A 24,243-nucleotide genomic window follows, 5' to 3' on the forward strand; every position below is an offset into this window, starting at 1 on the left:
AATTAATTAAAAGTATATTTATAGTTGTTTAATACAGTTATGCCTAAGCCAAATAGATTATATTTTATTGATGCTGTTAGAGCCTTCGCGATTCTCATGATGCTTCAAGGGCATTTTATTGACACCCTTTTAAATCCAATTTACAGAGACAAAGGAAATACCATATATAATATTTGGGTATATTTTAGAGGAATTACTGCACCTGTATTTTTTACGATTTCGGGACTAGTTTTCGCTTATCTGTTATTGCGTGCTTATGCTAAAGGTGACGAGAAGCCCAGAATTAAAAAAGGATTATTTCGAGGACTTCTTTTAATAGTGATTGGTTACAGTTTAAGAATTAATGTTTTTAGTTGGTTATCTGGTTACTTCAGTTCTTATTTTTTTGTTATTGACGTGTTACAATGTATTGGATTGTCATTGATATTACTAGTGGGCTTACATCTAGTTTTTAAAAAACATAGTTATATTTTTTCAATTGTACTCTTCACTCTTGGCTGTTTATGTTTTGTTAGTGAGCCTCTTTATAGAAATCTGAATTTAGATTCTATAACTCCCATAATTGGTAACTACATGAGCAAATCGAATGGTTCGGTATTTACTATTTTACCTTGGTTTGGTTATTCTGCGTTTGGAGCTTTTTTATCGACCGTTTTCTTTAGGCACGTGCATCGTAATAAATTTAAAGTATCAACAATTATTACTTTTTTCGTTATTGGTTATGTCCTTATATATCACTCATCATGGATACTTATAGAATTATATGGCATCACAGATATTGAATTACTAAAGCGAAGCGCTGATTATAATTACCTATTTACAAGACTTGGTAATGTACTTATCCTATTTGGTGTGTTTTATTCCTTAGAGCACTTTTTAAAACAATCTATAATAGCGCGAATTGGAGAAAAAACTTTATCTATATATGTCATTCATTTTATTCTACTTTATGGAAGTTTTACAGGATATGGAATAAAACGATTTTTAAACAAATCTTTAGACCCTTATGAGGCTATTGGTGGTGCCATTTTATTTATGGTAGTAGTTTGTATTATATCCTTCCATTATGCTAAAACCAACGCTTTTCTTTATAATTTAATAAGAAAGACAATCGATAAACTTAAAAAATAGCTTTATGGCATACGACGAATTTCTTGCAGACCGTATTAGGCAACAATTACGAGATAAAAAAGTAAGCTTTACAGAGCTTAAAATGATGGGAGGATTATGTTTTAAAGTTGATAATAAAATGCTATGTGGGATTCATATCGATAAAAAATATGGTGACAGTCTCCTTATGGCTCGTGTTGGAGAACAAGTTTATTTAGAAGAACTAAAAAAACGGGAATGTCTTCCCATGGACTTTACAGGAAGACCTATGCGTGGTTATATTTTTGTTACTCCAAACGGTTTCGATATGGATATCCATTTGTCCTATTGGATCGATTTATGCCTTGCTTTTAATCCGTTTGCAAAGGCTAGCAATTCCAAAAAGAAAAATTGATACTCTTATCAAATTTTTAAATAGAAAAAATAAATTTAAGGCAATCTTAAACCCTAATTTTACCCAAGAGTCTAAATGTATTTAATCACAAATGAATAAATCAATTGTTTTAATATTTCTGTTTTTCTTTTTGACAGGTTCTATTCTAGCACAAAACAAGAGTGTTAAAATTATTGGAAAAATCATTGAAAGTACTTATAAATTGCCTATTGAATATGCCACTATTGCCCTTATTGATAAAACTTCGAATGAAGCTATAAGTGGCACTATAACCGCCGCAGATGGAACATTCAACATAAAAACAGATAACCACAACATCTATTTAGAAATAAGCTTTATGGGTTACACCTCTTTAACCCTAAACAATTTAGATTTTACAAAAAACAAAATTGATTTAAAAACCATTGTTCTAAATGAGGATATTCAATCGTTAAATGAAGTTTTAGTGCGCGCAGAAACATCACGTACAGAATTTAAATTAGACAAACGTGTTTTTAATGTTGGAAAAGATTTAAGCTCCACTGGCGCCAGCGCTATGGAAATTTTGAATAATGTTCCTTCAGTAAATGTAAATATTGAAGGTGAGATCAGCCTTCGCGGTAGCCAAGGTGTTCAAATACTTATTAATGGTAAACCTTCTGTTTTGGCTAGTGCTGAAAATAACGCATTGGGTAGTATTACTGCTGATATGATAGAAAAAATTGAAGTTATTACTAATCCATCGGCTAAATACGATGCAGAAGGGACCTCTGGAATAATTAATATCGTTTTAAAAAAATCTGAAAAAAAAGGACTAAATGGATCTGCAACCTTAAACGTTGGTGATCCCAAAAGTAACAGCTTTGGTTTAAGCTTAAATAAGCGAACCGAAAAATTCAATTTATTTAGTCAGATAGGTATTGGTATTCGTCGTTTTCCTGATTATCTTGAGTCTATTAATCAAGACTTGACGAATAATACAACTATAAAAAGTGAAGGTGAAAGTATTTTCGATGAAAAATTCAGTAACTTTCTTCTTGGTGCTGATTATCATTTAAATGAAAGAAATATATTCACCTTAACGGGTTCTTATGCCTTTGAAGTTGAAGATAGGAATTCTGAAACTTACTTTATTCAATTAGATGATTCCAATACTTTAACAGATAGTTGGCGACGCGATGAAATAACTGAAGCTAAAAACCCGAAAATTCGTTATGAATTGCAATACAAGAAAGATTTTAAACGACATAAAGACCAAAACTTATTATTTAGTGCTTTAGGTAGTTCGTTTAGAAAGGACGAATCTTCAGAATTTCAGAATAGGACCATAACAGGAACAAGTGATGATTTTCAGCAAAGAACTAGAACCGATTATACCTTGGCTGATTATACGTTTAAATTAGATTACACGCATCCTTTTTTAGAAAAATACACCATAGAAACTGGATCTCAATATGTTATTAATGATGTATCTAATGATTTTGCTGTAAGCGATTTAATAAATAGCGTATGGGTTAACAATCCAGATTTTACAAATATATTTGATTTCGATCAACGTGTTTTAGGTATTTACACCACCGTAGCTTACGAAGGTGATATATGGGGATTAAAACTAGGACTTAGGTTAGAAGACACCAATCTGGAAACTTTATTGGAGACCACTAACGAACGTAATACTAACAATTATACCAATCTATTTCCTAGTGCCCATACGTCCTATAAGATTAACGATAATTTCTCGCTCCAAGCAGGATATTCAAGACGCATTAGAAGACCAGGTTTAAGAGAATTAAACCCTTTTTCAAATATTCGAAATAACTTTAGTATTACCACTGGTAATCCAGATTTACTGCCAGAGTACACGAACTCATACGAACTTACAAGTATTCACAAAATTGGAAAGGCATCTTTAAATTTTAGTTTATACAACCGTTATACCGTTGATGTTGTTGAACGTATTGCCACCTTTGAAAATAACATTAGTACAAGACGACCTGAAAATGTAGGAACTAATAGCACTACAGGATTTGAAATGAATGGCAAGTACGCACCAACAAACTGGTTTTCTTTAACTGGTGATTTTAATATTAACTTTTTTAATAGAAAAGGTGAATTTGAAGGCACTTCTTTTGACTTTAAAGGTGAGCGTTGGACAACTCAATTAACTTCTAAGTTTAAACTACCAAGTGATATCGATTTGGAAATCTCAGGAGATTACCGTTCAAAATTCATAACAGTACAAAATGAAGTTGGAGAAAATATATTTGCAGATATTGGTATTCGTAAAAAAATATTAAAAGGTAAGACCATTTTAAACTTAAGTGTACGCGACCTATTTGCTTCTAGAATTGATAAAACAACAACCAATCAACCAGACTTTTTCTTATTTAGCAGCCGGCAACGTGGTCGTTTTATAACCTTTGGTATTAGTTACAGTTTTGGAAAAGGAGAAGCTATGGAATTCTCTGGACAACGTAGACGTTAAAACGTCTTAATTGAATTCTTATAAATCGCTGTCAAATTTATACGAGCAAAACTATTTTTATTCTAGCCTAGCTAAACACTTTAGTTTAAGTAAAACTTCTTAATTTTACCTTTAATAAATTAACTCTATGAATCCATCAGCGTCGGGTTGGGTAAAAAAATTACTTCAAGAGGTTTCTAAAGATAAAATGCTTTTTAAACTGACTGAAGATGATTTTTACAATGGATTAAGATTATGCGGTTTTATTTATGGTAGTAATGTTAAAATATTGTCAAAAAGAATAGACAGTAAAGATTTTACAGAAGAAGAAAGATCGAAAACAAATCTCTGTATGTCATTATTATATGTTCATGTTAATTCGAATTCTAAAATTCCTTTTACCGATTGTGTTATAAATTTCTACAAGGCTATTAATGAACTTAAAACCTCTTTTTTTAAAGACATTTTAGGTGCTAAAAAGTCGAGTGAGCAGCTAGAAAAAATAATACATAAGCGCATCCAAATTGATGATAATGTTATTACAAAAAACTTCAACTACTTTATTATAAACGCCTTGTTGTTTGTTGATATTCTAGCTTTCAAAAAGTTTTTAGAAAGTGATGCTATTTCCATTGAATATATTAAAGATTTAGAAAAAGCAATCGAATCCATTTCACTAGATGTACTTAACGCTAAGACTACAAAAAACACTTACGATGAAAGTTTAATAAAACTCTTTGAGTCTTCTCTTCGTTTTCAAAACAACGAGCAAGTTGATTACAAAACGGCATTAAGCTTAATAAATTCAAATTTAGAAAAGTATTACCTTCTAGATTTGTCATGTATGGCTACTTGGGGGGACAGAAAAATTGATACAGACGAGCAAGAATTTATTGAAAAATTGGGTAATGATTTAAGTTTAGATACAGATAGAATTAAAACATCTATTGAAACCGTTAATACATTTTACACTACTAATAAAGACAATATTGCATTACTTAGCTCGAAAAATATTGTACAGAGTTTTTATAATAACTCCAGTAAAATGGTAATCAAACTGATAACCAGAAACAGTAAACGGCTATATAGAGAATTAAAAGACAGTAAAGAACTATTAATTTTACTTTCTCAATCCACAAGACGAGATTTAACCCTTGAAGAACAAAAAAAAGTACAAGAGCAACTGTTAGATATTTTTAAATCTATACCAAGTTTGGCTATTTTTATATTACCTGGGGGTGCCTTATTGCTCCCTTTAGTGGTTAAGTTTATACCTAAGTTATTGCCTTCTGCCTTTGATGATAATAGGATTGAGAACTAATCTAGGATAAATTGTATTTAGATTACTTAAAAAAGTAAAAACTTAAATTATTCCAACCAATTTTTAAAATCTTTAACTCTTTCGCGAGCCACAATAACATCTTGATCGTTATATGAGTTTAATTTTATTTGCAATCTGGAATTAGTATAGCTAACCATATCTTTAATGGCATTAATATTTACAAAGAATTTTCGGTTTATACGGAAAAAATTTTGCGGTTCAAGTTCATCTTCTAAAAGTTCTAAAGTTGTATCTAAAAGGTAGTTTCTCCCTTCATTTGTATGCAAATAGGTCCCCTTGTTTTCACTGTAAAAACATTCAATATCATCTATATTAATCAGTTTTAAATGTTGACCCACCTTAACTGAGAACCGCTTTTTGTATTCGCGATCTATTGGGTTTACGAGAAGCTTTTTAATCTCATTAAAATCGAGTGTTACCGCATGATTTTTCGGTAATCGGTCTTTGTATTTTTTAACTGCAACATCTAATTCTTCTTTATCTATTGGCTTAAGTAAATAATCTATACTGTTTAGCTTAAAGGCTTGCAAAGCATACTCGTCATAAGCTGTGGTAAAAATAACGGCACTTTTTATTTCAATGGCCTCGAAAATTTCGAAAGATAACCCATCACTCAATTGAATATCTAGGAAAATTAAATCTGGATGTTCATTATTTTGAAACCATTGTATAGATTCTTCGACAGAATGCAACATAACTTGCGTTTTCATTTCTAAACTCTCAAGCATTCTTTGTAATCGTCGTGCTGATGGTTTTTCGTCTTCTATAATTATTACATTCATTGTTTAATATTAAAAAATTAGGGGTAAAAAAACTACTCGAATCTAAAGTTATCTTTATCGCTTCTATCTTTTTCCATATACTCTCTCATCTTTCTTTCTTCCCAAGACTTGCTGAAAAAGAGGTTTTTCCCAAAAACACCTAAGGCATGAAAACCTAGACCTATACCCCAAAACAATGGTGTTGAATAGGTTCCAAAATGCCAGATATTGCCATCTGAATTCGAAACAATCATAACAATTATAAAGATGTTAACCACGGCATACCAGAAGGCATGCCAATAGAAGCCTTTTATTTCTTTGAGTCGCTTTTGAGCACGTTTATAAGCTCGCTCTTTAATATAATCACTCGATTCATTATTATAATTTAAATCTTCCATAATTTCCTTTTATCTCCAACGCTGGTCATTTTCTTCCTGGTCCATAAATTCTTGTAACTTACGTTCTTCCCATCGGCGTCCTAAAAAGCCATCATGCACAAATACTTGATAAGCATGCAGACCTAGACCTATACCCCAGCCTCCTAATGGGAACCAAAACCATTGAAACCCCCATGATGTTTTATAATTTATAAATGTCAATAAAGGAATAACCAAACAATAGGTTACAAGATTGTAATAAAATCCCTTTATATCCTCTACCCTTTTTCGGGCTCTTTCATATTTACTATCTATTTTTGTAATAGGTAATTTTTCCATAATTTCTAATTGTTAATTCCAACGTTTGTCATCTTCGTCACGCATAAATTGTTCTATTTTTCGCTTTTCCCAGTTTCTACCAAAAGCTCCATCGTTTACAAATACTCTAAATGCTTGAATAGCCAAACCTAGGGCCCAACCAAACATTGGAAACCAAAACCATTGAAAATGCCACGAAGTTTTGTAATTAATAAATATTAAAAATGGTATTACTAAGCAATAGGAAATAAGGCTGTAATAAAATCCTTTTAGTTCATCTACATAACTGCGTGCACGTAAATAACTATCATCCATTATTGTTGGTGATTGTGTTCTCATAAATGATACTTGTTTTGTCAGCATAGGTATAGCTACCATAAACTTATTAACGGATTTACTTATGTCCATTTTTCTATCCGTTAATAGCCTATAGCGCTCCATAATATTGCTTAAACCAACACCGCTACTTTTTTTAACTATTTGCTTTGGTTGCAAATTATTTTCTACAACCAGAAAATTATCATCTTCATAAATTTTTATTTGTAAAGGTTTATTTGATGTTACCATATTGTGTTTCACAGCATTCTCTAACAAAAGTTGTAACGATAATGGCACAACTCTACTTTCTGGGTTTTGGGCTTTTGCGGGCATACTAAAAACGATGCTATCTTCAAACCTCATCTTTAATAGTGACATGTATGTTTTTGCAAATTGTAATTCTTCATCAACTGTTACCAATTCTTTGCTTTTTTGTTCTAAAACATAACGATAAACTTTAGATAACGATGTTGTAAACTGTTGAGCATTTTCTGGATTTTCCTCAATTAAGCTTGTTAAAACATTTAGACTATTAAATAGAAAATGTGGATCTAGCTGGTTTTTTAAGGCATCAAACTTGGCGCTGGCAGTACCTGCAATTACTTTCTGTTCTTTTATTTTATTTTGTTGATACTTATTATAAAAGTAAATAACATAGAAAACACTTACTATTGATAGTGTAATCCATAATCCAAATTGATAGTTTTCAAACTTTTCCTGAGCTAAGAAACCTTCAAAAGTGCTTCCAAAATAAACTACAGAAGTGAATGCCCTCAACATGAATAAACCAACAAGGGTAATACCAACACATCCTAAAACACCTATTAAAATTCGCTTTGCAGTATCATTTTTTCTCCAATGACGCTTCTCCAAATAATCAAAAAAATACATATTGGAATAACCAAGTACAAAAGAATATAACTGATAAAAGCCCATTTCAATTAATAACTCTTTAGCACTATTGAATTGAAATCCATCGGAAAGTAAATTGCCTATTACAAAGACAAATATTCCAATAACAACAGTGATAACAATTTTTTTAATTGAATTACGCATGAGTTTAATTTAGTTGATTACTTCCCGCAAGATTCCAATATCATAATGGTACGATCTTTTCCCCAATTAGGATGAAAAGGTGTTTCTGGTTTAAAGTTAGCAAAAAGTTCTACGGCTTTTTCTAAATCTTTACAATATGGTGTGACATCTTGTCCAAAAAAGCGAGCACTTCCCATATTCCATTCGGCGTTGCAATAAACAACTCTAGGATTATCTGGTGCAAGTGCTTTGGCTTTTGTATATAGCTCAACCACTTTAGGCGACAATGTCATCCCGTAAGTAGCTCCATCATAGGCCACCCAAGCGGTATGCAATAAGGCTTGTAGCACTAAAATTTCGGCATTGTCTTGACTAATTGCAGTAGCGTCGTTAATTAAGTCCTGGGCTTTTTTTAATTGAGCACTTAGCTTTTGTTCATCTTTTTCTCCAAAACTTGATGTGATATTTACTTGTGCAGCATAGTAAGCAGGCAACCAATTATCGTTTTCAGCATTGGCAATACGTTCAAATAAATTAGCTGCTTCAATTGGATTGCTACCCCAAAGCTCGAAAGCTTTTTGCATACCCTTTTCATAATTAGACTGAGCGCTTACCAATCCAGAAAATAAAAGTGTTACAATGATAATTAAATGTTTCATGATTATTTATTTTAAATTATGATGCAAATATCTTCATGAAACATAACATTTTAAAAATCATATTACCCAACTGTTATATTTTGAAGATGAAATGTTATAAAAATAAATAAAGTCAAGTAATTAATAGATTACTTGACTTTATTATTGCTTTTAAAATCTTAATGCTAGCCTTCATGAAACTTAAAGAATATAGGCACAGCATAAGCCACTTTAACTGGTCTTCCTCGTTGCTTACCAGGTTTCATTTTGGGCAATAAGCCTATAATACGTTCAGCTTCTCTTTCTAATATTTTATCTGGTCCTCTCGATCGGATACCTGTAACATGCCCTTTTGTATCAATAACAAATATTACAGAAACCCGTCCTTGCAATTGCAAATCTAAAGCTGTTTGTGGATAGTTAAAATTCTTAAGTACGTGAGCTTGAATTTTTTCTTGAAAACATGCTTTTTTTTCACTTCTAGATTTTCCTTCACAACCAGGAAAAACAGGTACATCTTCAATAACTGCAAAGGCAACTTCTACCTCTTCCTCTACTTCTTCAACTTCTACATCGCTTACAGCAACTACTTCCTTAATAGCATCATCTTGCGCTATTTCTGTACTTTCAATAATGGTTTCCTCAACCTCTTCAATATCCTCTACAATTTCTATGGACTCACTTACAACCGCTGGTGGCGGAGGTGGTGGCGGGGTATTAACATTTATAATGGGTATTTCTTCATCAGCTTCGGCCTCTACATTTAAAATATCCATTGCAATATCACTCTTTTCATAGGTCTTATGCTCTAGTGCTTGCCAGGAAAGAAACAACATGACATTCAAACCTATTGCAAAATAGAGACTGCTATTGCGACCTATCTCAATCTCTGGGTTCTTTTTTGGTATCATGACTCTAATATTTATACATTAAAATTATTAGAAATCAGGATAAATAACTATGATAATTGTCATGTGATCCACAAGACTATTACATCTAAAAAAAAGAAGCTGATTTTTATTATAAATTATCCAGTTGATTGCTCTTCTTATCTTCACTAATAGTCCAAAAGAAACCTACAAAGAAGAATTGATCTGTGGCAGGTCTTAAGGCACGCCTGTCAAAGTTTCCATTCATATTAGGAGAATTGGCATACTGATAACCATTAACATTCTTAAAACCTAAAACGTTATTTATTGAAGCATACAAAATCTTTTGAGGGCTTAATAAGTAAGACCAATTGACACTTAAACTATTAAAGCTTTTAGTTTTACTGTTCAAAAAACCCTCTTCATATGGGTTTGTATAGGTACGACCAGAAGCATAAGCATAACTAAAACCAACTTGACTGCGCCAATTGTTTATCCAATATTTTCCTACTACAGATAAGTTATGAGGATTAGCAAAATTAGGTTGAGCTTTTTCAGGGAAGTTATTGTATTCTCGCTTTGTATCCAACAATGAATAACTCACCCAATAGTCAACATTTTTAATGCTTTTACTATCCCGCCAAAAGAAGTCGATACCCATTGCATAGCCAGTCCCGTCATTACTAAACGTGCTATTAAAATCTGGAAATTCGTCACTAAACTTTACAAGATTGTCATACTTTTTATAATAAGCTTCGGCTCTAAATATTTTTCGATCCTGATTATACTGATAATTAAAAATGTAATGTGATGTGTTTTGCGATTTTAAATCTTGATTGAATTTTAAAACATTACTCGAAGGGTTTTGGTAGAAATTACCATAAGCTAATGATATTTGACTTTTTTCTGAAGTCTTATATGCCAACGAAAACCTTGGGGCTAAATTAAACGCTTTAAATAATTCGCTATATTCACCTCTTACACCCGTCTTGAATGCTAAACTTTTTGAGATAAAAATATCTGCTTCAGCAAAAACAGCCGCAATATTATTGTTATAACCATACTTAGCATCGGTAATTGTTAAGTCGTTAAAATTTTCTTGAAAATCTGTTGCAAAATATTCTGCTCCAAAATATAATTTGAATCTATTACTAACACGATTCTTAAACTTTAACTTCGTATGAACGGAATTTTCTGTGTCTTTTATCGCAAGATCTCCAACATTAAACTTATTTTTAGCATGAGTATAACTAAACCCTCCCATAACAGACCAGTTATCATTTAAAACGCCTTGATATGACCCGTTAAAATAGAGATTGTTATTATTTAGCTTAAAATAAAGACCATCTTCATTATTAATATCTTCTTGAATCAATTCAAAATTTGTTGCGTCAAAAGCACCGTAGAGTTTTATTAAACCAGTATTGGTTTTTTTTCTAAAAACAGCCTCTCCAGATGCTGTTTCAAAAGGTTCTATCCAATCATTTCTATTAGTAAAAATGGAATTGTAAGGTGCTAAATTTATGTAGGATGCATTTACACTCACAGAGCTTTTCTCCCATTTTTGCGTATTTCCTAAAGTAGCACCAACACTCATAATACCGATATCTGTTTTTTCCTGATCTGGTTCATCAATCGTATTAAGTAACAAAACACTTGAAAGGGCTTGCCCAAATTCAGCGGAATAGCCTCCAGTAGAAAACGTTATCCCATCAAATAGAAATGGAGAATAACGCCCTCTGGTAGGTGCATTATTGGTGGTTGGAGAATAAGGTGTAAATACACGGATTCCATCTATAAAAATTTGGGTTTCATTAGCGTCTCCTCCTCTTACAAACAAACGACCATCTTCGGCTACTGTAGTTGTTCCTGGCAAGGTTTGCAACGCTCCTACAAAATCGCCTAATGCACTTGCAGTTGTTACAACATCTAAAGGTTTTAAAACATTTACCTTACTATTATCTCCTGCTTGAAATGTTCCTGCTGATAACACAACAGCATCTAAAGTATTAACGTCTTCACGAAGTTTAATCTTTAAATCAGTCATAAAAGTCACATCTCCTGCCATTGTAAAAGTTTCATACGACAGAAAAGAAACTAGTAGTATTTGACTTCCCGTTTCATCAGTTTTAAAGGAAAATTGGCCATTTTCATCAGTTGTCCCTCCATCGTAAGTGCCTTCCAAATAAACATTAGCTCCTATAATTAACTCATTTTTGGTGTTGGTAACAGTTCCTGAGATTACGGTTTGAGCACCTATCCAACTAGAGGTTAAAACAAAGATAATTAGTAATTGATTTTTCATTTCTTAGATTTTTGTCTGTTCAATTTTTGATGAAGCAAATGTGCAACAGAAGTTTTAAGACAAAAATTTCAAATGACTGAACTGTAAAATATTTATGATGAATTGCATTTTTTAAACAAAAAAAATCCCGAGCCTTGGCCTGGGATTTGTATATCTTAAATAAAGTAGACTACCCTTCTGGGTGCATAAATCGTTGTTTAGCTAAAAGTTCTTCTTCTGTTTCAACAACATCCTCATCTGGTACACAACAATCTACAGGACAAACAGCGGCACATTGGGGTTCGTCATGAAAACCCTTACATTCCGTACATTTATCTGGTACAATATAATAAAGCTCGTCACTTATTGGTTCTTGGGCTTCTTCTGCATCTACTTCGTTTCCATTTGTTAAGACAACTGTTCCTTCTAAACTAGTTCCATCTTTATAGCGCCAATCATCGGCACCTTCATATATTGCAGTATTTGGGCACTCTGGTTCACAAGCACCACAATTTATACATTCGTCTGTTATAATAATTGCCATAGCGTATTTTTCTTTCTAACTTTGCAGTCGCAAAAATAAAGCCAAAACCATTCATAACCAAATTACGGATGCAATTACAAGAAAGAATTGATGCTTTTATAAAATTAGGAGATTTTTTACGGCAATTCTCTAATGAAGTCATCCAAAAAAATGATAAAGTTGAACATAATGACATCTTCTTCAATGGCTTTAAACATCAACTAAAAATAGCCGAAGAACACAATGGATGGTTTACCCAAGAGAATATTCAATTCGCTTTAAAATCTTGGGCAGATACTTTGAATAAAGAGAACATAGACACTTGGCTCGGAGCTTATAATTTTGCAATTATAGACTCAAAATTAGTAGCCATTATCATGGCTGGCAATATTCCTTTAGTTGGATTTCATGATTATTTATCGGTTTTAATCTCAGGGCATCATGTTTTGGTTAAGCAATCTTCAAACGACAAACACGTACTGCCATATTTATCAAAATATCTAGAGCATGTAGAACCTCAGTTTAAAGGAAAAATAAAGTTTACTGCTGAAAAAGTTGAAAACTTCGATGCAGTCATTGCAACAGGCAGTAATAATACAGCTCGCTATTTTGAATATTATTTTAAAGGAAAGCCTTCTATAATAAGAAAGAGCAGAAACTCTGTAGCTGTTCTCACTGGAAATGAAACTCATAAAGATTTAAAAAACCTTTCGGAAGATATTTTTAGATATTACGGTTTAGGCTGCAGAAATGTTTCCAAACTTTTTGTTCCAAAAGATTATAAATTCGATGCCTTTTTTGAAGCCATGTATCACTGGCATCCTATTATTGAAAAAGCGAAGTACGCCAATAATTATGACTATAATAAAGCGGTATACTTAATGAGTGAATTTGATATGCTTGAAAATGGATTCTTTATGATTAAAGAAGACGAAAGTTATTCATCACCAATTGCTACCGTTTTTTATGAACACTACGATAATTTGGATGAATTGAAAGAAAAAATTCAAGCTGATAAAGAACAAATTCAGTGTATTGTTTCTAAAGGTTTTATAGAAAGTGAAATCCCATTTGGAAACACGCAAAAACCGCAACTTTGGGATTATGCGGATAGTGTCGATTCTATTAAATTTTTATTATCAATTTGACCAAAAAATTATTGAATTCTTAACAAAAAATACTTAATTAATTAGGAACTTTGCATCTTTAAATTTTACTACAAAATGAAGAAACATAACTTTAGTGCAGGACCATCTATATTACCCCCAGAGGTATTAATAAAAGCTTCTCAAGCTGTTGTCGACTTAGACGATAGCGGCTTATCTCTAATTGAAATTTCTCATAGAAGCAAAGCTTTTGTTGATATAATGGAGAAAGCTAGATCTTTGGCTTTAGAATTACTCGGTTTAGAAGGCAAAGGTTATAAAGCTTTATTTTTGCAAGGTGGTGCAAGCACTCAGTTTTTAATGGTTGCTCTTAATTTATTAGAGAAGAGAGCTGGATATTTAAATTCTGGAGCTTGGGCAGCAAAAGCCATTAAAGAAGCGAAAATTTATGACGACATTTACGAAGTTGGATCTTCAAAGGATGCAAATTATAATTACATTCCTAAGGGTTATGAAATCCCTGAGGATTATGATTATTTTCACTGTACTTCAAACAACACCATTTATGGTACTCAAATAAAATCATTTCCGAATTCACCAGTACCTATGGTGTGTGATATGAGTAGCGATATATTCTCTAGGACTTTAGATTTTTCTCAATTTGGAATTATTTATGCTGGTGCTCAAAAAAATATGGGACCTTCAGGAACTACTCTTGTTGTAGTTAAAGAAGATATCTTAGGAAAAGTATCTCGTAAGATTCCTTCGATGATGGACTACAAAGTACACATAGACAAAGGAAGTATGTTTAATACTCCACCAGTTTTTCCTGTTTACACTTCTATGCTAACTTTAGAATGGTTAAAGAACTTAGGCGGTATTGCTGCCATTGAAAAGGAAAATGAAAAGAAAGCTCGATTAATGTATTCTGAAATTGATTTGAACCCTTTATTTAAAGGATTTTCAGCAAAATCTGATCGCTCAAACATGAACGCTACATTTACATTAGAAAATGAAAATTTAAAAGACACTTTTGAAACCATGCTTAAAGAAGCAGGTATTAGTGGTGTAAATGGTCATCGTAGTGTTGGTGGATATAGAGCTTCTATGTACAATGCTATGCCTATTGACAGCGTAAAAGTATTGGTAGAAGTAATGAGTGAATTAGAAAGTAAAGCATAAATAAACTAAAGGTCATTCCAAGTGAAGTGTAGGAATCTCATAATAAGATTACCACGTCATACTTCTTAGCAATGACAAACAAAAATAAAATGAAAGTATTAGCAAACGATGGAATTTCTCAAAGCGGTATTGATGCTTTAGAAAAAGGAGGTTACGAAGTAATTACAACAACCGTAGCACAAGAACAATTAATAAACTACATCAATGAAAAAGATATTGCAGTTCTTTTGGTAAGAAGTGCAACAACTGTTCGTAAAGATTTAATTGATGCTTGTCCAGGGTTAAAAATCATCGGGCGTGGCGGCGTTGGCATGGATAATATTGATGTTGAGTACGCACGTGAAAAAGGTTTAAGCGTTATTAATACACCGGCTGCATCTTCTCACTCTGTAGCAGAATTAGTGTTTGGTCATTTATATGGTTTAGCGCGTTTTTTACATAGCTCGAATAGAGAAATGCCTTTAGAAGGAGACAGTAATTTTAAAGGTCTAAAGAAAGCTTACGCTAAAGGAACCGAACTAAAAGGGAAAACTTTAGGTGTTTTAGGTTTTGGCCGAATTGGTCAGGCCACAGCAAAAGTGGCTCTTGGTGCTGGTATGAAGGTAGTTGCATTTGATCCATTTTTGGAAAAAGCTAATTTAGAATTAGACTTTTTTGATGGTCAGACATTAAGCTTCGATATTGAAACCATCTCCAAAGAAGAGGTTTTAAAGCAATCAGATTTTATTACCCTTCACGTTCCTGCTCAAAAGGAATATGTTATTGATGAAGCAGAATTTAACATGATGAAAGATGGTGTTATTTTAGCAAATGCTGCACGAGGTGGTGTTGTTAATGAAGTTGCATTAGTGAATGCCATAGAAAGCGGTAAAGTTGCTAGAGCCGCTTTAGATGTTTTTGAAAAAGAGCCAAAACCTGAAATTCAATTACTAATGAATGCTTCATTATCGTTAACACCTCATACTGGAGCTGCAACTAATGAAGCACAAGATAGAATTGGTACGGAATTAGCCTCTCAAATTATTAGTATTTTGGGATAAAAAATTAAAATGTGACTTTTTAGTTATAATTGAGTCCTAACTATTGACGTTAGGACTTTTTTTGTACCTTATTTACCCCTTTATTTAACCTCTTTAAAATTAAAAACAATTATGTCAGGAATTTTAGATTTATTAAACAGCGACTTAGGAAAAACCATAATAAGTGGTGTTGCGGGTCAAACCAAACAGCCTCAAAATAAAACACAAGATGTTTTAACCATGGCATTGCCAGTATTAATGCAAGCCATGAAACGAAATGCTTCAACACCTCAAGGTGCAGAAGGTTTACTAGGAGCACTTAATAGCAAACACGATGGAAGTATTTTAGATAATCTAGGTGGTTTATTTAGTGGCGGTGTCGACTCAAATGTATTGGATGATGGTGGAAAAATTTTAGGGCATGTCCTTGGAAATAAACAGCAAAACGTTCAAAATACCTTAGGTGCTAAAGCTGGAATGGATGCAGGTTCTGTGGCTCAAATACTTAAAGTTGCTGCTCCTATTCTATTGGGTGTTCTTGGAAAACAAACAAGACAACAAAACGTAAGTAGTCCAAGTGGATTAGAAGGCTTGCTAGGAGGCTTATTAAAAGGAAACTCTCCTCAACAAGAGCAAAGCTTTTTAGAATCTATATTAGACGCAGATGGAGACGGAAGTGTAATCGATGATGTGGCTGGTATGGTTTTAGGCGGAAATAAAAAGAAAGGTGGCCTAGGAGGTTTACTTGGCGGATTATTTGGTGGTAAATAACTAGTCAAGTTAATAAACGGTAAAAAAAGCCGAACTTATTGTTCGGCTTTTTTGTTAAATAAACTATATAGGACAACACTGAGGAATGATTTTTTGTAACTTTAGTCAAAAGCATATCTATCCCGCATTAAAATCAAGTTTTAACTCATTCTAAATTTTAAATGAAGTATGCTTAAGATAATATCGAGACGTAATAAAAATTTTAGACTATGAAAAACTTATACTACCTAGCGCTTATTGTTGGTATATTCATGTTTAATTGTAATAGCCCAAAAACAACCGTAAATAAAAAAGAAGAACACCCTAACCGTATTAAGCAAAATGACACAGTTACTATCGCTAACGAAGAGTTAGAGTATGAGATTATTATTATTGAGCCTGGATTTAACTTCTGGTTGCAAAGTAGCGCAAGACCCAGAGGGTACTATTCGCAACAGTTTTTGGAAAATAGAAATCAATTGTTAGTCATAGAATGGAACCAACGTGTACTTCAACCTCAAAGATTTAATCCTAATCTTTATGAACTTCAAATTGATTATCAACAAAATATAGATTACGGTTACGAAGTTAATTACCTGCTTTATAACTATTTTATATATTTTCAGCTAACCTATAATCAAAGATTAGGGCCTTTTCTTCCCAGAATTTAAATCAATTTTAGTTATTTTTGCTTTCAAAATTGAAAAGTGAACAAACTGAAGGAACGTTGGGGTATTGATAACAATTGGCAAATTGTAGTTATTCTAGTTGTTTTTGCCGTTACAGGCTCTACCGCTTCATATATTGGTAAGCCTATTTTAAATTTTATCAATATTTCTTCAGAAACACTTGGTAGTATTAGCTATTGGGTCATTAGAATTCTATTACTATTTATTGTTTATCAATTTCTTCTCGTGTTTTTTGGCTGGATATTTGGGCAATACAAGTTTTTTTGGAATTTCGAAAAGAAAATGCTCCGAAGAATTGGCTTTAAACGATTTCTAGATTAATGCAAGTACTTAGACAACATATCGCTTTTAAGTTTTTAGCCCTTATAATAGTATTAGCTTTATTTGCTCCATCTGTCGATAAGTTTGTACATACCTTCTCACACCATGAACATAAAGTATGTAATGGTGATGAAACAACACATTTTCACGAAGTAGATTTAGACTGTGAATTCTATAAATTTCAGCTAAACAAAAATTTTACCATTTCGAAAGGCAATACAGACTTTTTAGTCCTTCAAGAAGAATATAAAGAAATAGTATCTCAATATTTATTTCTAAGTGATTACCAACGTTTACATTTTTCGCTCCGTGGCCCTCCTCAAGTTAATTTAATATAGAATTAAATGTTAGATATAATCTAACAACTTTTAAATTAAATTAATAAAATCCCATTATGAAATCATTAATTAATGTATTGCTATTATTGGCAGTACTTCCATTATTTTCACAAAATTTTTTACAAGGAGAAATTAAAAATAAAGAAACTAATCAACCCATTTTTGGTGCTCATGTATATTTTCCCGAATTAGAGCTTGGAGGGGCTACAGATGAATTAGGTACGTTCAACTTCAGTGGTTTACCAGAAGGCAACTATAAAATGATTGTATCGGTTCTTGGTTTTGAAACAAAATCCTTATCATTTCAAATTCCTTATTCTGATGCTATTAGTATTGAATTATCACCTTCAGCAATTGAAATTGAAGGTGTTATCATTTCAACACCTTTTCATAAATTACAGAGTGAAAACGTGATGAAAGTCGAACAGGAATCTATTGCTAACTTAAATTCTCAAGGTGCAATAAATTTAGCCGATGGTATTACAAATTTTGCCGGAGTAGAAAGTGTTACAACAGGCTTAGGTATAGGTAAACCTGTAATCCGAGGTTTAAGTAGCAATCGTGTTTTAGTTTATACACAAGGTGTTCGTTTAGAAAACCAGCAATATGGTGACGAACATGGCCTAGGTTTAAGTTCTAACGGTCTTGAAAGTGTAGAGGTCATAAAAGGCCCAGCTTCTCTGTTGTATGGAAGCGATGCTCTTGGCGGTGTGTTATATCTAAATCCAGAGAAATTTGCTAATAAAAACACAGCAACTGCAGATGCATCATTCAATTATTTTACAAACACGAAAGGTTATAATAGCAATATTGGCGTTCAAAAATCTACTGAAAACTTTAAATTTTTGTTTAGAGGAAGTACCAGCGAGCACTCCGATTATAATACAGACAGCTACCGAGTAACCAATACAAGATTTAGAGAACAGGACATAAAAGTAGGCTTAGGCTATCAAATCACCAATTTTAAAACTGAATTACGTTATAACCTTAATCTATCAAAACTTGGGATTCCAGAAGAACTAGGCGAGCAATCTACCAATAAAGCTCCTCTACTTCCCTATCAAGACATTACCAATCATATTTTAAGTTCAAAATCTACTGTGTTCTTCAAAGATTCGAAATTGGATATTAATATAGGTTTAATTTATAATGATAGGAAAGAATTTGAAGACCACCATCACCATGATGAAGAAGACCATGATGATGATGATGATGATGATATGCATGACGAAGATGAAGAGCATGACGAAGAACACGATGATGACGAAGTTCTAGAAGCAGCGCTACATATGAAACTAAAAACATTGAATTATGATGTAAAATATCATCTTCCTGAATTAGGGAAATTTGAAACCATTTTAGGTGTCCAAGGTATGACGCAATCCAACACTAACTATGGGGAAGAGCAGCTCATTCCAGATGCAGTAACTAATGACATTGGAATCTTAGCAACGTCACATATTCATTTTGAAAACGCCGACATTCAGTTAGGTGCAAGATTTGACAATCGTAGCATAGATATAGCATCTGGACTTAACAGAAGTTTTAACAGCTTTAATGGAGCCTTAGGGGTAAAGACTAACCTTGGTAATAATATTATTGCACGAGTAAATCTTGCTTCTGGATTTCGTGGCCCAAATTTAGCTGAGTTAGCTTCAGATGGCTCACACGAAGGAACCAATCGTTATGAGATTGGTAATGCCGATTTAAAAAGTGAACAAAACTTCCAAACAGATGTTGCTCTTGAATACAAAAACGAGCATATCGAAATTTTTGCGAACGGATTTTATAACATCATCAACAATTATATTTATTTAAGTCCTAACGGCGAATTTATAGACGAAGACCCTGTTTTTCTTTATTTGCAAGACGATGCTAAACTGTATGGTGGAGAATTTGGATTTCATTTACACCCCCATCCTCTGGATTGGTTGCATCTAGAATCTAGTTTTGAGACAGTGACTGGCAAACAAGATAACCATGATTATTTACCTTTAATTCCAGCAAACTCATTGACCAATACTTTAAGAGCTGAGTTTAACACCAATTGGTTTAAGAAAGGCTATGCGTTTGTTAGATTACGTTCCACATTTAACCAAGATAATGTAAGTGCTTTTGAAACCCCAACCGACAGCTTCAATCTTTTAAGCATTGGTTTTGGTGGAAGTATATCCTTATTTAAAAACGAATTGAATATGTATGTTTCAGCTACTAACTTAACGAATGAGACTTATATTAATCATTTGTCACGACTAAAACCGGATGGTATATTTAATATGGGTAGAAATATAAGTATAGGGATTACTTATAATTTATAAGAAGAAAAAGGTTGTCTAAAAAGTTAACCATAAAGCACTAAGAAAAGTACTTCTTAGGCAACCTTATTTTTTTTACCACTGAAAACATAAGTATAAAGCCACATTAAGGTAAAGGTTGGAATAACATCTAAACCAGGCATCACTTCTTCAATAAAAGAAATAACACCTGCTATATTACCGGGCTTTCCTTTATATAATTTAGTCATTATCCATCCTGAAAGCGGCGCCCAAACAATATCTGAAAATTCACCAATTCCAGGAATAATAAAAGAGATATAGCCTATGGTATCAAAAAGTAACCCTAAGGCTAATATTTTATATTTATTCATTTAAACTTTTGATGAAATAAGAACAAGAAATGTGCCAATATTACTTCCCTATTAATTTTAAAAATTCGTTTCTGGTTTCAATTTTTTCAAACTGTCCTCGAAAACCAGAAGTGGTTGTGATGGAATTTTGTTTTTGAACACCGCGCATCATCATACACATATGAGACGCTTCAATAACTACTGCTACACCTTGTGGTTTAAGTGTATTATTTATACAATCCAAAATTTGCTCAGTCAATCGTTCTTGCACTTGTAAACGTCTTGCAAAAACATCTACAATTCTAGGGAGCTTGCTCAACCCAACTATATATCCATTAGGAATGTATGCGATATGTACTTTTCCAAAAAATGGTAAAATATGATGTTCACAAAGTGAATATAATTCTATGTCTTTAACAATTACCATTTCATTATAAGACTCTTTAAACATAGCACCCGTTAAAATTTCAACTGGATCTTGATCATAACCTTGGGTTAAAAACTGCATAGCTTTGGCAGCACGTTCTGGGGTTTTTATTAAACCGTCACGGCTAGTATCTTCACCTAAATCTTCAATAATATTTTTATAGCGTTCCTTAATATCCTTTGTTACTTCAATATTGTATTCTTCCAAATTCTTATATGGCATAACGTATTTAATTTCTTCCTTTTGAATAAATATAAAGTTAAAAGTCGACTTTCCAATAAAAAGGTTTCTTAATTGTAGGTCACAACAGAAAATAGTAAATTCACCATCAATATTTTCATGACATGATTGAAGCAAAAAACATACATAAATATTTTGATGATTTACAAGTACTTAAAGGCGTAGATATACACGTAAAAAAAGGCGAAGTCGTTTCAATTGTAGGAGCTTCAGGTGCAGGAAAAACTACACTATTGCAGATACTAGGCACTTTAGATAAAGCTTCAAAAAAAGAAGATTATAGCTTAATCATAAATAAGACAGAAATAAAATCGTTAAATGATAAGGCTCTTGCCAAATTTAGGAATGAGCACATCGGTTTTATATTTCAATTTCACCAATTACTACCAGAATTTACCGCATTAGAAAATGTTTGCTTACCTGCTTTCATAAAAGGCACAAAAAAAAATGAAGCTGAAAAACGTGCTAAGGAGCTTTTAGATTTTCTGGGGTTATCTCATCGCCACGAACATAAACCCAATGAATTATCTGGTGGGGAACAACAGCGGGTGGCAGTAGCTAGAGCACTAATAAATAATCCAGATTTAATTTTTGCAGATGAACCTTCTGGCAATTTAGATAGTGCATCAGCCGAAAATCTTCACAGCTTGTTTTTTAAGCTCCGAGATGAATTTGGGCAAACTTTTGTGATTGTTACCCACAATGAAGATTTAGCAAATATGGCTGATAGAAAATTGGTGATGGTAGATGGAAAAATAGTAAACGAGTAATTTTTTTATTTTGAATCAAAAAGATCTCAAAGAATTTCTCGATCTCAAGGTTTCACAGTATAACAATCCTAAATTTATTGAAAGTGACCCCATTCAAATCCCGCATACATTTACTAAAAAAGAGGACATTGAAATTTCTGGGTTTTTAACTGCCACTATTTCTTGGGGGAATCGCAAAAGTATTATTAATAATGCAAATCGACTTATGCTCCTGCTTGATAATGCTCCATATGATTTTGTATTAAATCACAAGGAAACCGATTTAGAAAAACTAAAATCTTTTGTTCATCGAACTTTTAATGGTGATGATTGTATTCAGTTTATTAAGTGTTTGAGAAATATTTATGAAAATCATAATGGTCTTGAAGCTGTATTTTCAAAATTTGTAGAAAAAGATTCACTTCAAAAATCTATTTCAGAATTCAAACGAATTTTCTTTGAAATTGAACATGTTACTAGAACTCAAAAACATGTTAGCGACCCACTAAAAAATTCAGCAGCCAAAAGGTTGAATATGATGCTGAGATGGTTTATACGAAATGACAATGCGGGTGTTGACTTTGGAATTTGGAAGAGCATATCCCCTTCCCAGTTATCATGCCCATTGGATGTACATTCAGGTAATGTTGCCAGAAAACTAGGATTACTAAAAAGAAAACAGAATGATGCGAAAGCTCTTAAAGAACTGGATATTAATCTTAGAAATCTAGACCCTTTGGACCCTGTTAAATACGACTATGCGCTATTTGGCCTTGGCGTTTTTGAAGGGTTTTAAGTTTGTTTTCTTTATATTTAAACAATCAATCGTAATAAGCACTTTATGAAATATTATTTAGTTTTTATATTTTCTTTTGTTACCTTCATTATCACTTCTCAAAATTTAATGATTCCTTTAGACACTATGGTTGTTACTAATCATAATACAATCATTAAGGGAGTTAGTATTTCATATTCAGCAACTACAGGAACACAACCTGTCTGGGATAAAAAAGGAGTGCCAATTGCCACTTTATTTTACACATATTACGAGCGTAATAATGTTAAAGATAGAGCCAATAGACCATTGATTATTTCTTTCAATGGAGGTCCAGGTTCGGCATCTGTCTGGATGCATATAGCTTATACAGGTCCAAGAATTTTAAAGATAGATGAAGAAGGTTATCCTGTACAACCATATGGTATAAAAAATAATCCAAATTCAATTCTTGATGTTGCAGATATTGTCTACGTTAATCCTGTGAATACGGGTTACTCAAGGATGGTTAAAGATAAAGAGGGTAAACTCCCAGAAAGAGAAACCTTTTTTGGTATTAATGCAGATATTAAATATTTAGCTGAATGGATTAACACTTTTGTTTCTAGAAAAAACAGATGGGAATCGCCTAAATATATCATTGGAGAAAGTTATGGCGGGACACGTGTTATGGGCTTAGCCAATGAATTACAGAACAAACAATGGATGTACTTAAACGGAGTGATTTTGGTATCTCCAGCCGATTATAAATTATATAACACAGGTCAAACTGTTTACTCTTCATTAAACTTACCTTACTATACGGCAGCAGCATGGTATCAAAAAGCGCTTCCTTCTGCTTTGCAAAAAAAGGATTTATTAGAAGTTTTGCCTGAAGTTGAGAATTATGCAATCAACACCTTCATGCCTGCTCTAGCCAAAGGAGGCTTTATTGCTGAAAGTGAAAAACAAAAAATAGCTAAAAAAGTGTCTTACTATTCTGGATTAAGTGAAAAAGCTATTCTTCAGAATAATTTAGACATTCCTACAAGTTTTTTCTGGAAAGAGTTACTTAGGGATAAGTCTGGCCATATAATTGGCCGATTAGATTCTAGATATTTAGGAATTGATAAAAGAGAATCTGGTAATAATCCCGACTATTCAGCAGAATTAACTTCATGGTATCATTCTTTTACACCAGCTATTAATTACTATATAAGAATGCATCTAAATTTTAAGACAGATGTAAAGTATAATGTTTTGGTTAGTCAAGAGCCTTGGGATAGAAGAAACGATAACACACGTGAAGGCTTGCGGCAAGCCATGGCACAAAACCCTTATTTAAAAGTATTAATTCAATCTGGATACTATGACGGTGCTACTACATATTTTGCAGCTAAATATACCATGTGGCAAATTGACCCCAGTGGTAAAATGAAAGATCGTTTTACTTTTAAAGGCTATAGAAGTGGTCATATGATGTACTTAAGGAACGAAGATTTAATTTCTGCCAATGAAGATTTAAGAACTTTTATTAATGAATCTTTAAGCAAGGGAAAATCTGCTAAATACTAAAAAAGCCACTCTTGTTTAAAAACAAGTGTGGCTTTTATCTGTTTTATAAAATTTC

General features: G+C 32.6%; 25 protein-coding genes. 15 read left to right on the plus strand and 10 right to left on the minus strand.

The window, feature by feature from the left end; translation table 11 throughout:
• Nucleotides 1-24 precede the first annotated feature (24 nt).
• From FEF17_RS00750 to FEF17_RS00765, 4 genes are all read left to right on the plus strand, one after another.
• Nucleotides 25-1,131 (plus strand): heparan-alpha-glucosaminide N-acetyltransferase domain-containing protein, encoded by a 1,107-nt coding sequence (locus FEF17_RS00750; RefSeq protein WP_246046765.1) that lies wholly within the window; start codon nucleotides 25-27, stop codon nucleotides 1,129-1,131.
• Between the two features lie 4 nt (nucleotides 1,132-1,135).
• Nucleotides 1,136-1,504: a TfoX/Sxy family protein gene (locus FEF17_RS00755; protein ID WP_139000452.1), complete on the plus strand. Its 369-nt coding sequence runs from the start codon at nucleotides 1,136-1,138 to the stop codon at nucleotides 1,502-1,504.
• Between the two features lie 91 nt (nucleotides 1,505-1,595).
• Nucleotides 1,596-3,968, plus strand: coding sequence for a TonB-dependent receptor (locus FEF17_RS00760; protein WP_139000453.1), 2,373 nt, complete (start codon nucleotides 1,596-1,598; stop codon nucleotides 3,966-3,968).
• A 127-nt stretch (nucleotides 3,969-4,095) separates the two neighbouring features.
• Nucleotides 4,096-5,268: an LETM1-related biofilm-associated protein gene (locus FEF17_RS00765; RefSeq protein WP_139000454.1), complete on the plus strand. Its 1,173-nt coding sequence runs from the start codon at nucleotides 4,096-4,098 to the stop codon at nucleotides 5,266-5,268.
• Between the two features lie 47 nt (nucleotides 5,269-5,315).
• On the opposite strand, the gene FEF17_RS00770 is transcribed toward FEF17_RS00765, so the two are convergent.
• From FEF17_RS00770 to FEF17_RS00805, 8 genes are all read right to left on the minus strand, one after another.
• Complete coding sequence (locus FEF17_RS00770; protein WP_139000455.1) at nucleotides 5,316-6,071, minus strand: LytR/AlgR family response regulator transcription factor; 756 nt, start codon at nucleotides 6,069-6,071, stop codon at nucleotides 5,316-5,318.
• Nucleotides 6,072-6,103: 32 nt separating this feature from the next.
• Nucleotides 6,104-6,448 carry a 2TM domain-containing protein gene (locus tag FEF17_RS00775; protein ID WP_139000456.1) on the minus strand — a complete coding sequence of 115 codons (345 nt, stop codon included), beginning with the start codon at nucleotides 6,446-6,448 and terminating at the stop codon, nucleotides 6,104-6,106.
• 9 nt (nucleotides 6,449-6,457) lie between these two features.
• Nucleotides 6,458-6,766 carry a 2TM domain-containing protein gene (locus FEF17_RS00780; RefSeq protein WP_139000457.1) on the minus strand — a complete coding sequence of 103 codons (309 nt, stop codon included), beginning with the start codon at nucleotides 6,764-6,766 and terminating at the stop codon, nucleotides 6,458-6,460.
• 12 nt (nucleotides 6,767-6,778) lie between these two features.
• A complete protein-coding gene (locus tag FEF17_RS00785; RefSeq protein WP_139000458.1) occupies nucleotides 6,779-8,119 on the minus strand; it encodes a histidine kinase in 1,341 nt (446 codons plus the stop codon).
• Between the two features lie 17 nt (nucleotides 8,120-8,136).
• A complete protein-coding gene (locus FEF17_RS00790) occupies nucleotides 8,137-8,757 on the minus strand; it encodes a hypothetical protein (RefSeq protein ID WP_139000459.1) in 621 nt (206 codons plus the stop codon).
• Nucleotides 8,758-8,921: 164 nt separating this feature from the next.
• Nucleotides 8,922-9,647, minus strand: a complete 726-nt coding sequence (locus FEF17_RS00795; RefSeq protein ID WP_139000460.1) for an energy transducer TonB — start codon at nucleotides 9,645-9,647, stop codon at nucleotides 8,922-8,924.
• 109 nt (nucleotides 9,648-9,756) lie between these two features.
• Nucleotides 9,757-11,910, minus strand: coding sequence for a TonB-dependent receptor (locus tag FEF17_RS00800; RefSeq protein WP_139000461.1), 2,154 nt, complete (start codon nucleotides 11,908-11,910; stop codon nucleotides 9,757-9,759).
• Nucleotides 11,911-12,079: 169 nt separating this feature from the next.
• Nucleotides 12,080-12,433, minus strand: coding sequence for a 4Fe-4S dicluster domain-containing protein (locus FEF17_RS00805; RefSeq protein ID WP_139000462.1), 354 nt, complete (start codon nucleotides 12,431-12,433; stop codon nucleotides 12,080-12,082).
• A 68-nt stretch (nucleotides 12,434-12,501) separates the two neighbouring features.
• On the opposite strand from FEF17_RS00805, the gene FEF17_RS00810 reads away from it, so the two are divergent.
• The 8 genes from FEF17_RS00810 (at nucleotide 12,502) to FEF17_RS00845 (ending at nucleotide 20,135) form a co-directional block, all read left to right on the plus strand.
• A complete protein-coding gene (locus FEF17_RS00810; RefSeq protein ID WP_139000463.1) occupies nucleotides 12,502-13,560 on the plus strand; it encodes an acyl-CoA reductase in 1,059 nt (352 codons plus the stop codon).
• A gap of 75 nt (nucleotides 13,561-13,635) precedes the next feature.
• Nucleotides 13,636-14,700 (plus strand): 3-phosphoserine/phosphohydroxythreonine transaminase, encoded by a 1,065-nt coding sequence (serC, locus tag FEF17_RS00815; protein ID WP_139000464.1) that lies wholly within the window; start codon nucleotides 13,636-13,638, stop codon nucleotides 14,698-14,700.
• Between the two features lie 89 nt (nucleotides 14,701-14,789).
• Complete coding sequence (locus tag FEF17_RS00820; protein WP_139000465.1) at nucleotides 14,790-15,740, plus strand: D-2-hydroxyacid dehydrogenase; 951 nt, start codon at nucleotides 14,790-14,792, stop codon at nucleotides 15,738-15,740.
• Nucleotides 15,741-15,851: 111 nt separating this feature from the next.
• Nucleotides 15,852-16,490 (plus strand): DUF937 domain-containing protein, encoded by a 639-nt coding sequence (locus FEF17_RS00825; RefSeq protein ID WP_139000466.1) that lies wholly within the window; start codon nucleotides 15,852-15,854, stop codon nucleotides 16,488-16,490.
• A gap of 209 nt (nucleotides 16,491-16,699) precedes the next feature.
• Nucleotides 16,700-17,140, plus strand: coding sequence for a DUF6146 family protein (locus tag FEF17_RS00830; RefSeq protein WP_139000467.1), 441 nt, complete (start codon nucleotides 16,700-16,702; stop codon nucleotides 17,138-17,140).
• 36 nt (nucleotides 17,141-17,176) lie between these two features.
• Complete coding sequence (locus FEF17_RS00835; protein WP_139000468.1) at nucleotides 17,177-17,479, plus strand: DUF6787 family protein; 303 nt, start codon at nucleotides 17,177-17,179, stop codon at nucleotides 17,477-17,479.
• Nucleotides 17,479-17,817, plus strand: coding sequence for a hypothetical protein (locus FEF17_RS00840; RefSeq protein WP_139000469.1), 339 nt, complete (start codon nucleotides 17,479-17,481; stop codon nucleotides 17,815-17,817). Before FEF17_RS00835 ends, FEF17_RS00840 begins: the two co-directional genes overlap by 1 nt.
• 56 nt (nucleotides 17,818-17,873) lie before the next feature.
• Nucleotides 17,874-20,135: a TonB-dependent receptor gene (locus FEF17_RS00845; RefSeq protein WP_139000470.1), complete on the plus strand. Its 2,262-nt coding sequence runs from the start codon at nucleotides 17,874-17,876 to the stop codon at nucleotides 20,133-20,135.
• A 53-nt stretch (nucleotides 20,136-20,188) separates the two neighbouring features.
• Here FEF17_RS00845 and FEF17_RS00850 read toward each other — a convergent pair whose 3' ends face one another.
• Nucleotides 20,189-20,464 (minus strand): hypothetical protein, encoded by a 276-nt coding sequence (locus FEF17_RS00850; protein ID WP_139000471.1) that lies wholly within the window; start codon nucleotides 20,462-20,464, stop codon nucleotides 20,189-20,191.
• A gap of 40 nt (nucleotides 20,465-20,504) precedes the next feature.
• The gene (folE, locus tag FEF17_RS00855) at nucleotides 20,505-21,092 is read right to left on the minus strand and encodes a GTP cyclohydrolase I FolE (RefSeq protein ID WP_139000472.1); all 588 of its coding nucleotides are present in this window, start codon (nucleotides 21,090-21,092) and stop codon (nucleotides 20,505-20,507) included.
• A gap of 122 nt (nucleotides 21,093-21,214) precedes the next feature.
• Between folE and FEF17_RS00860 the strand changes: the two genes are divergently transcribed.
• Genes FEF17_RS00860 through FEF17_RS00870 form a run of 3 tightly spaced genes read left to right on the plus strand, consistent with a single transcriptional unit; the run spans nucleotide 21,215 to nucleotide 24,188 of the window.
• Nucleotides 21,215-21,880, plus strand: coding sequence for an ABC transporter ATP-binding protein (locus FEF17_RS00860; RefSeq protein WP_139000473.1), 666 nt, complete (start codon nucleotides 21,215-21,217; stop codon nucleotides 21,878-21,880).
• Between the two features lie 10 nt (nucleotides 21,881-21,890).
• A complete protein-coding gene (locus tag FEF17_RS00865; RefSeq protein ID WP_139000474.1) occupies nucleotides 21,891-22,655 on the plus strand; it encodes a TIGR02757 family protein in 765 nt (254 codons plus the stop codon).
• 45 nt (nucleotides 22,656-22,700) lie between these two features.
• Nucleotides 22,701-24,188, plus strand: a complete 1,488-nt coding sequence (locus FEF17_RS00870) for a S10 family peptidase (protein WP_139000475.1) — start codon at nucleotides 22,701-22,703, stop codon at nucleotides 24,186-24,188.
• Nucleotides 24,189-24,243: the final 55 nt, after the last annotated feature.

Origin of the sequence: Hyunsoonleella aestuarii (assembly GCF_006148925.1) — a bacterium.
In the GTDB taxonomy this organism is placed as follows: Bacteria; Bacteroidota; Bacteroidia; order Flavobacteriales; family Flavobacteriaceae; genus Algibacter_D; species Algibacter_D aestuarii.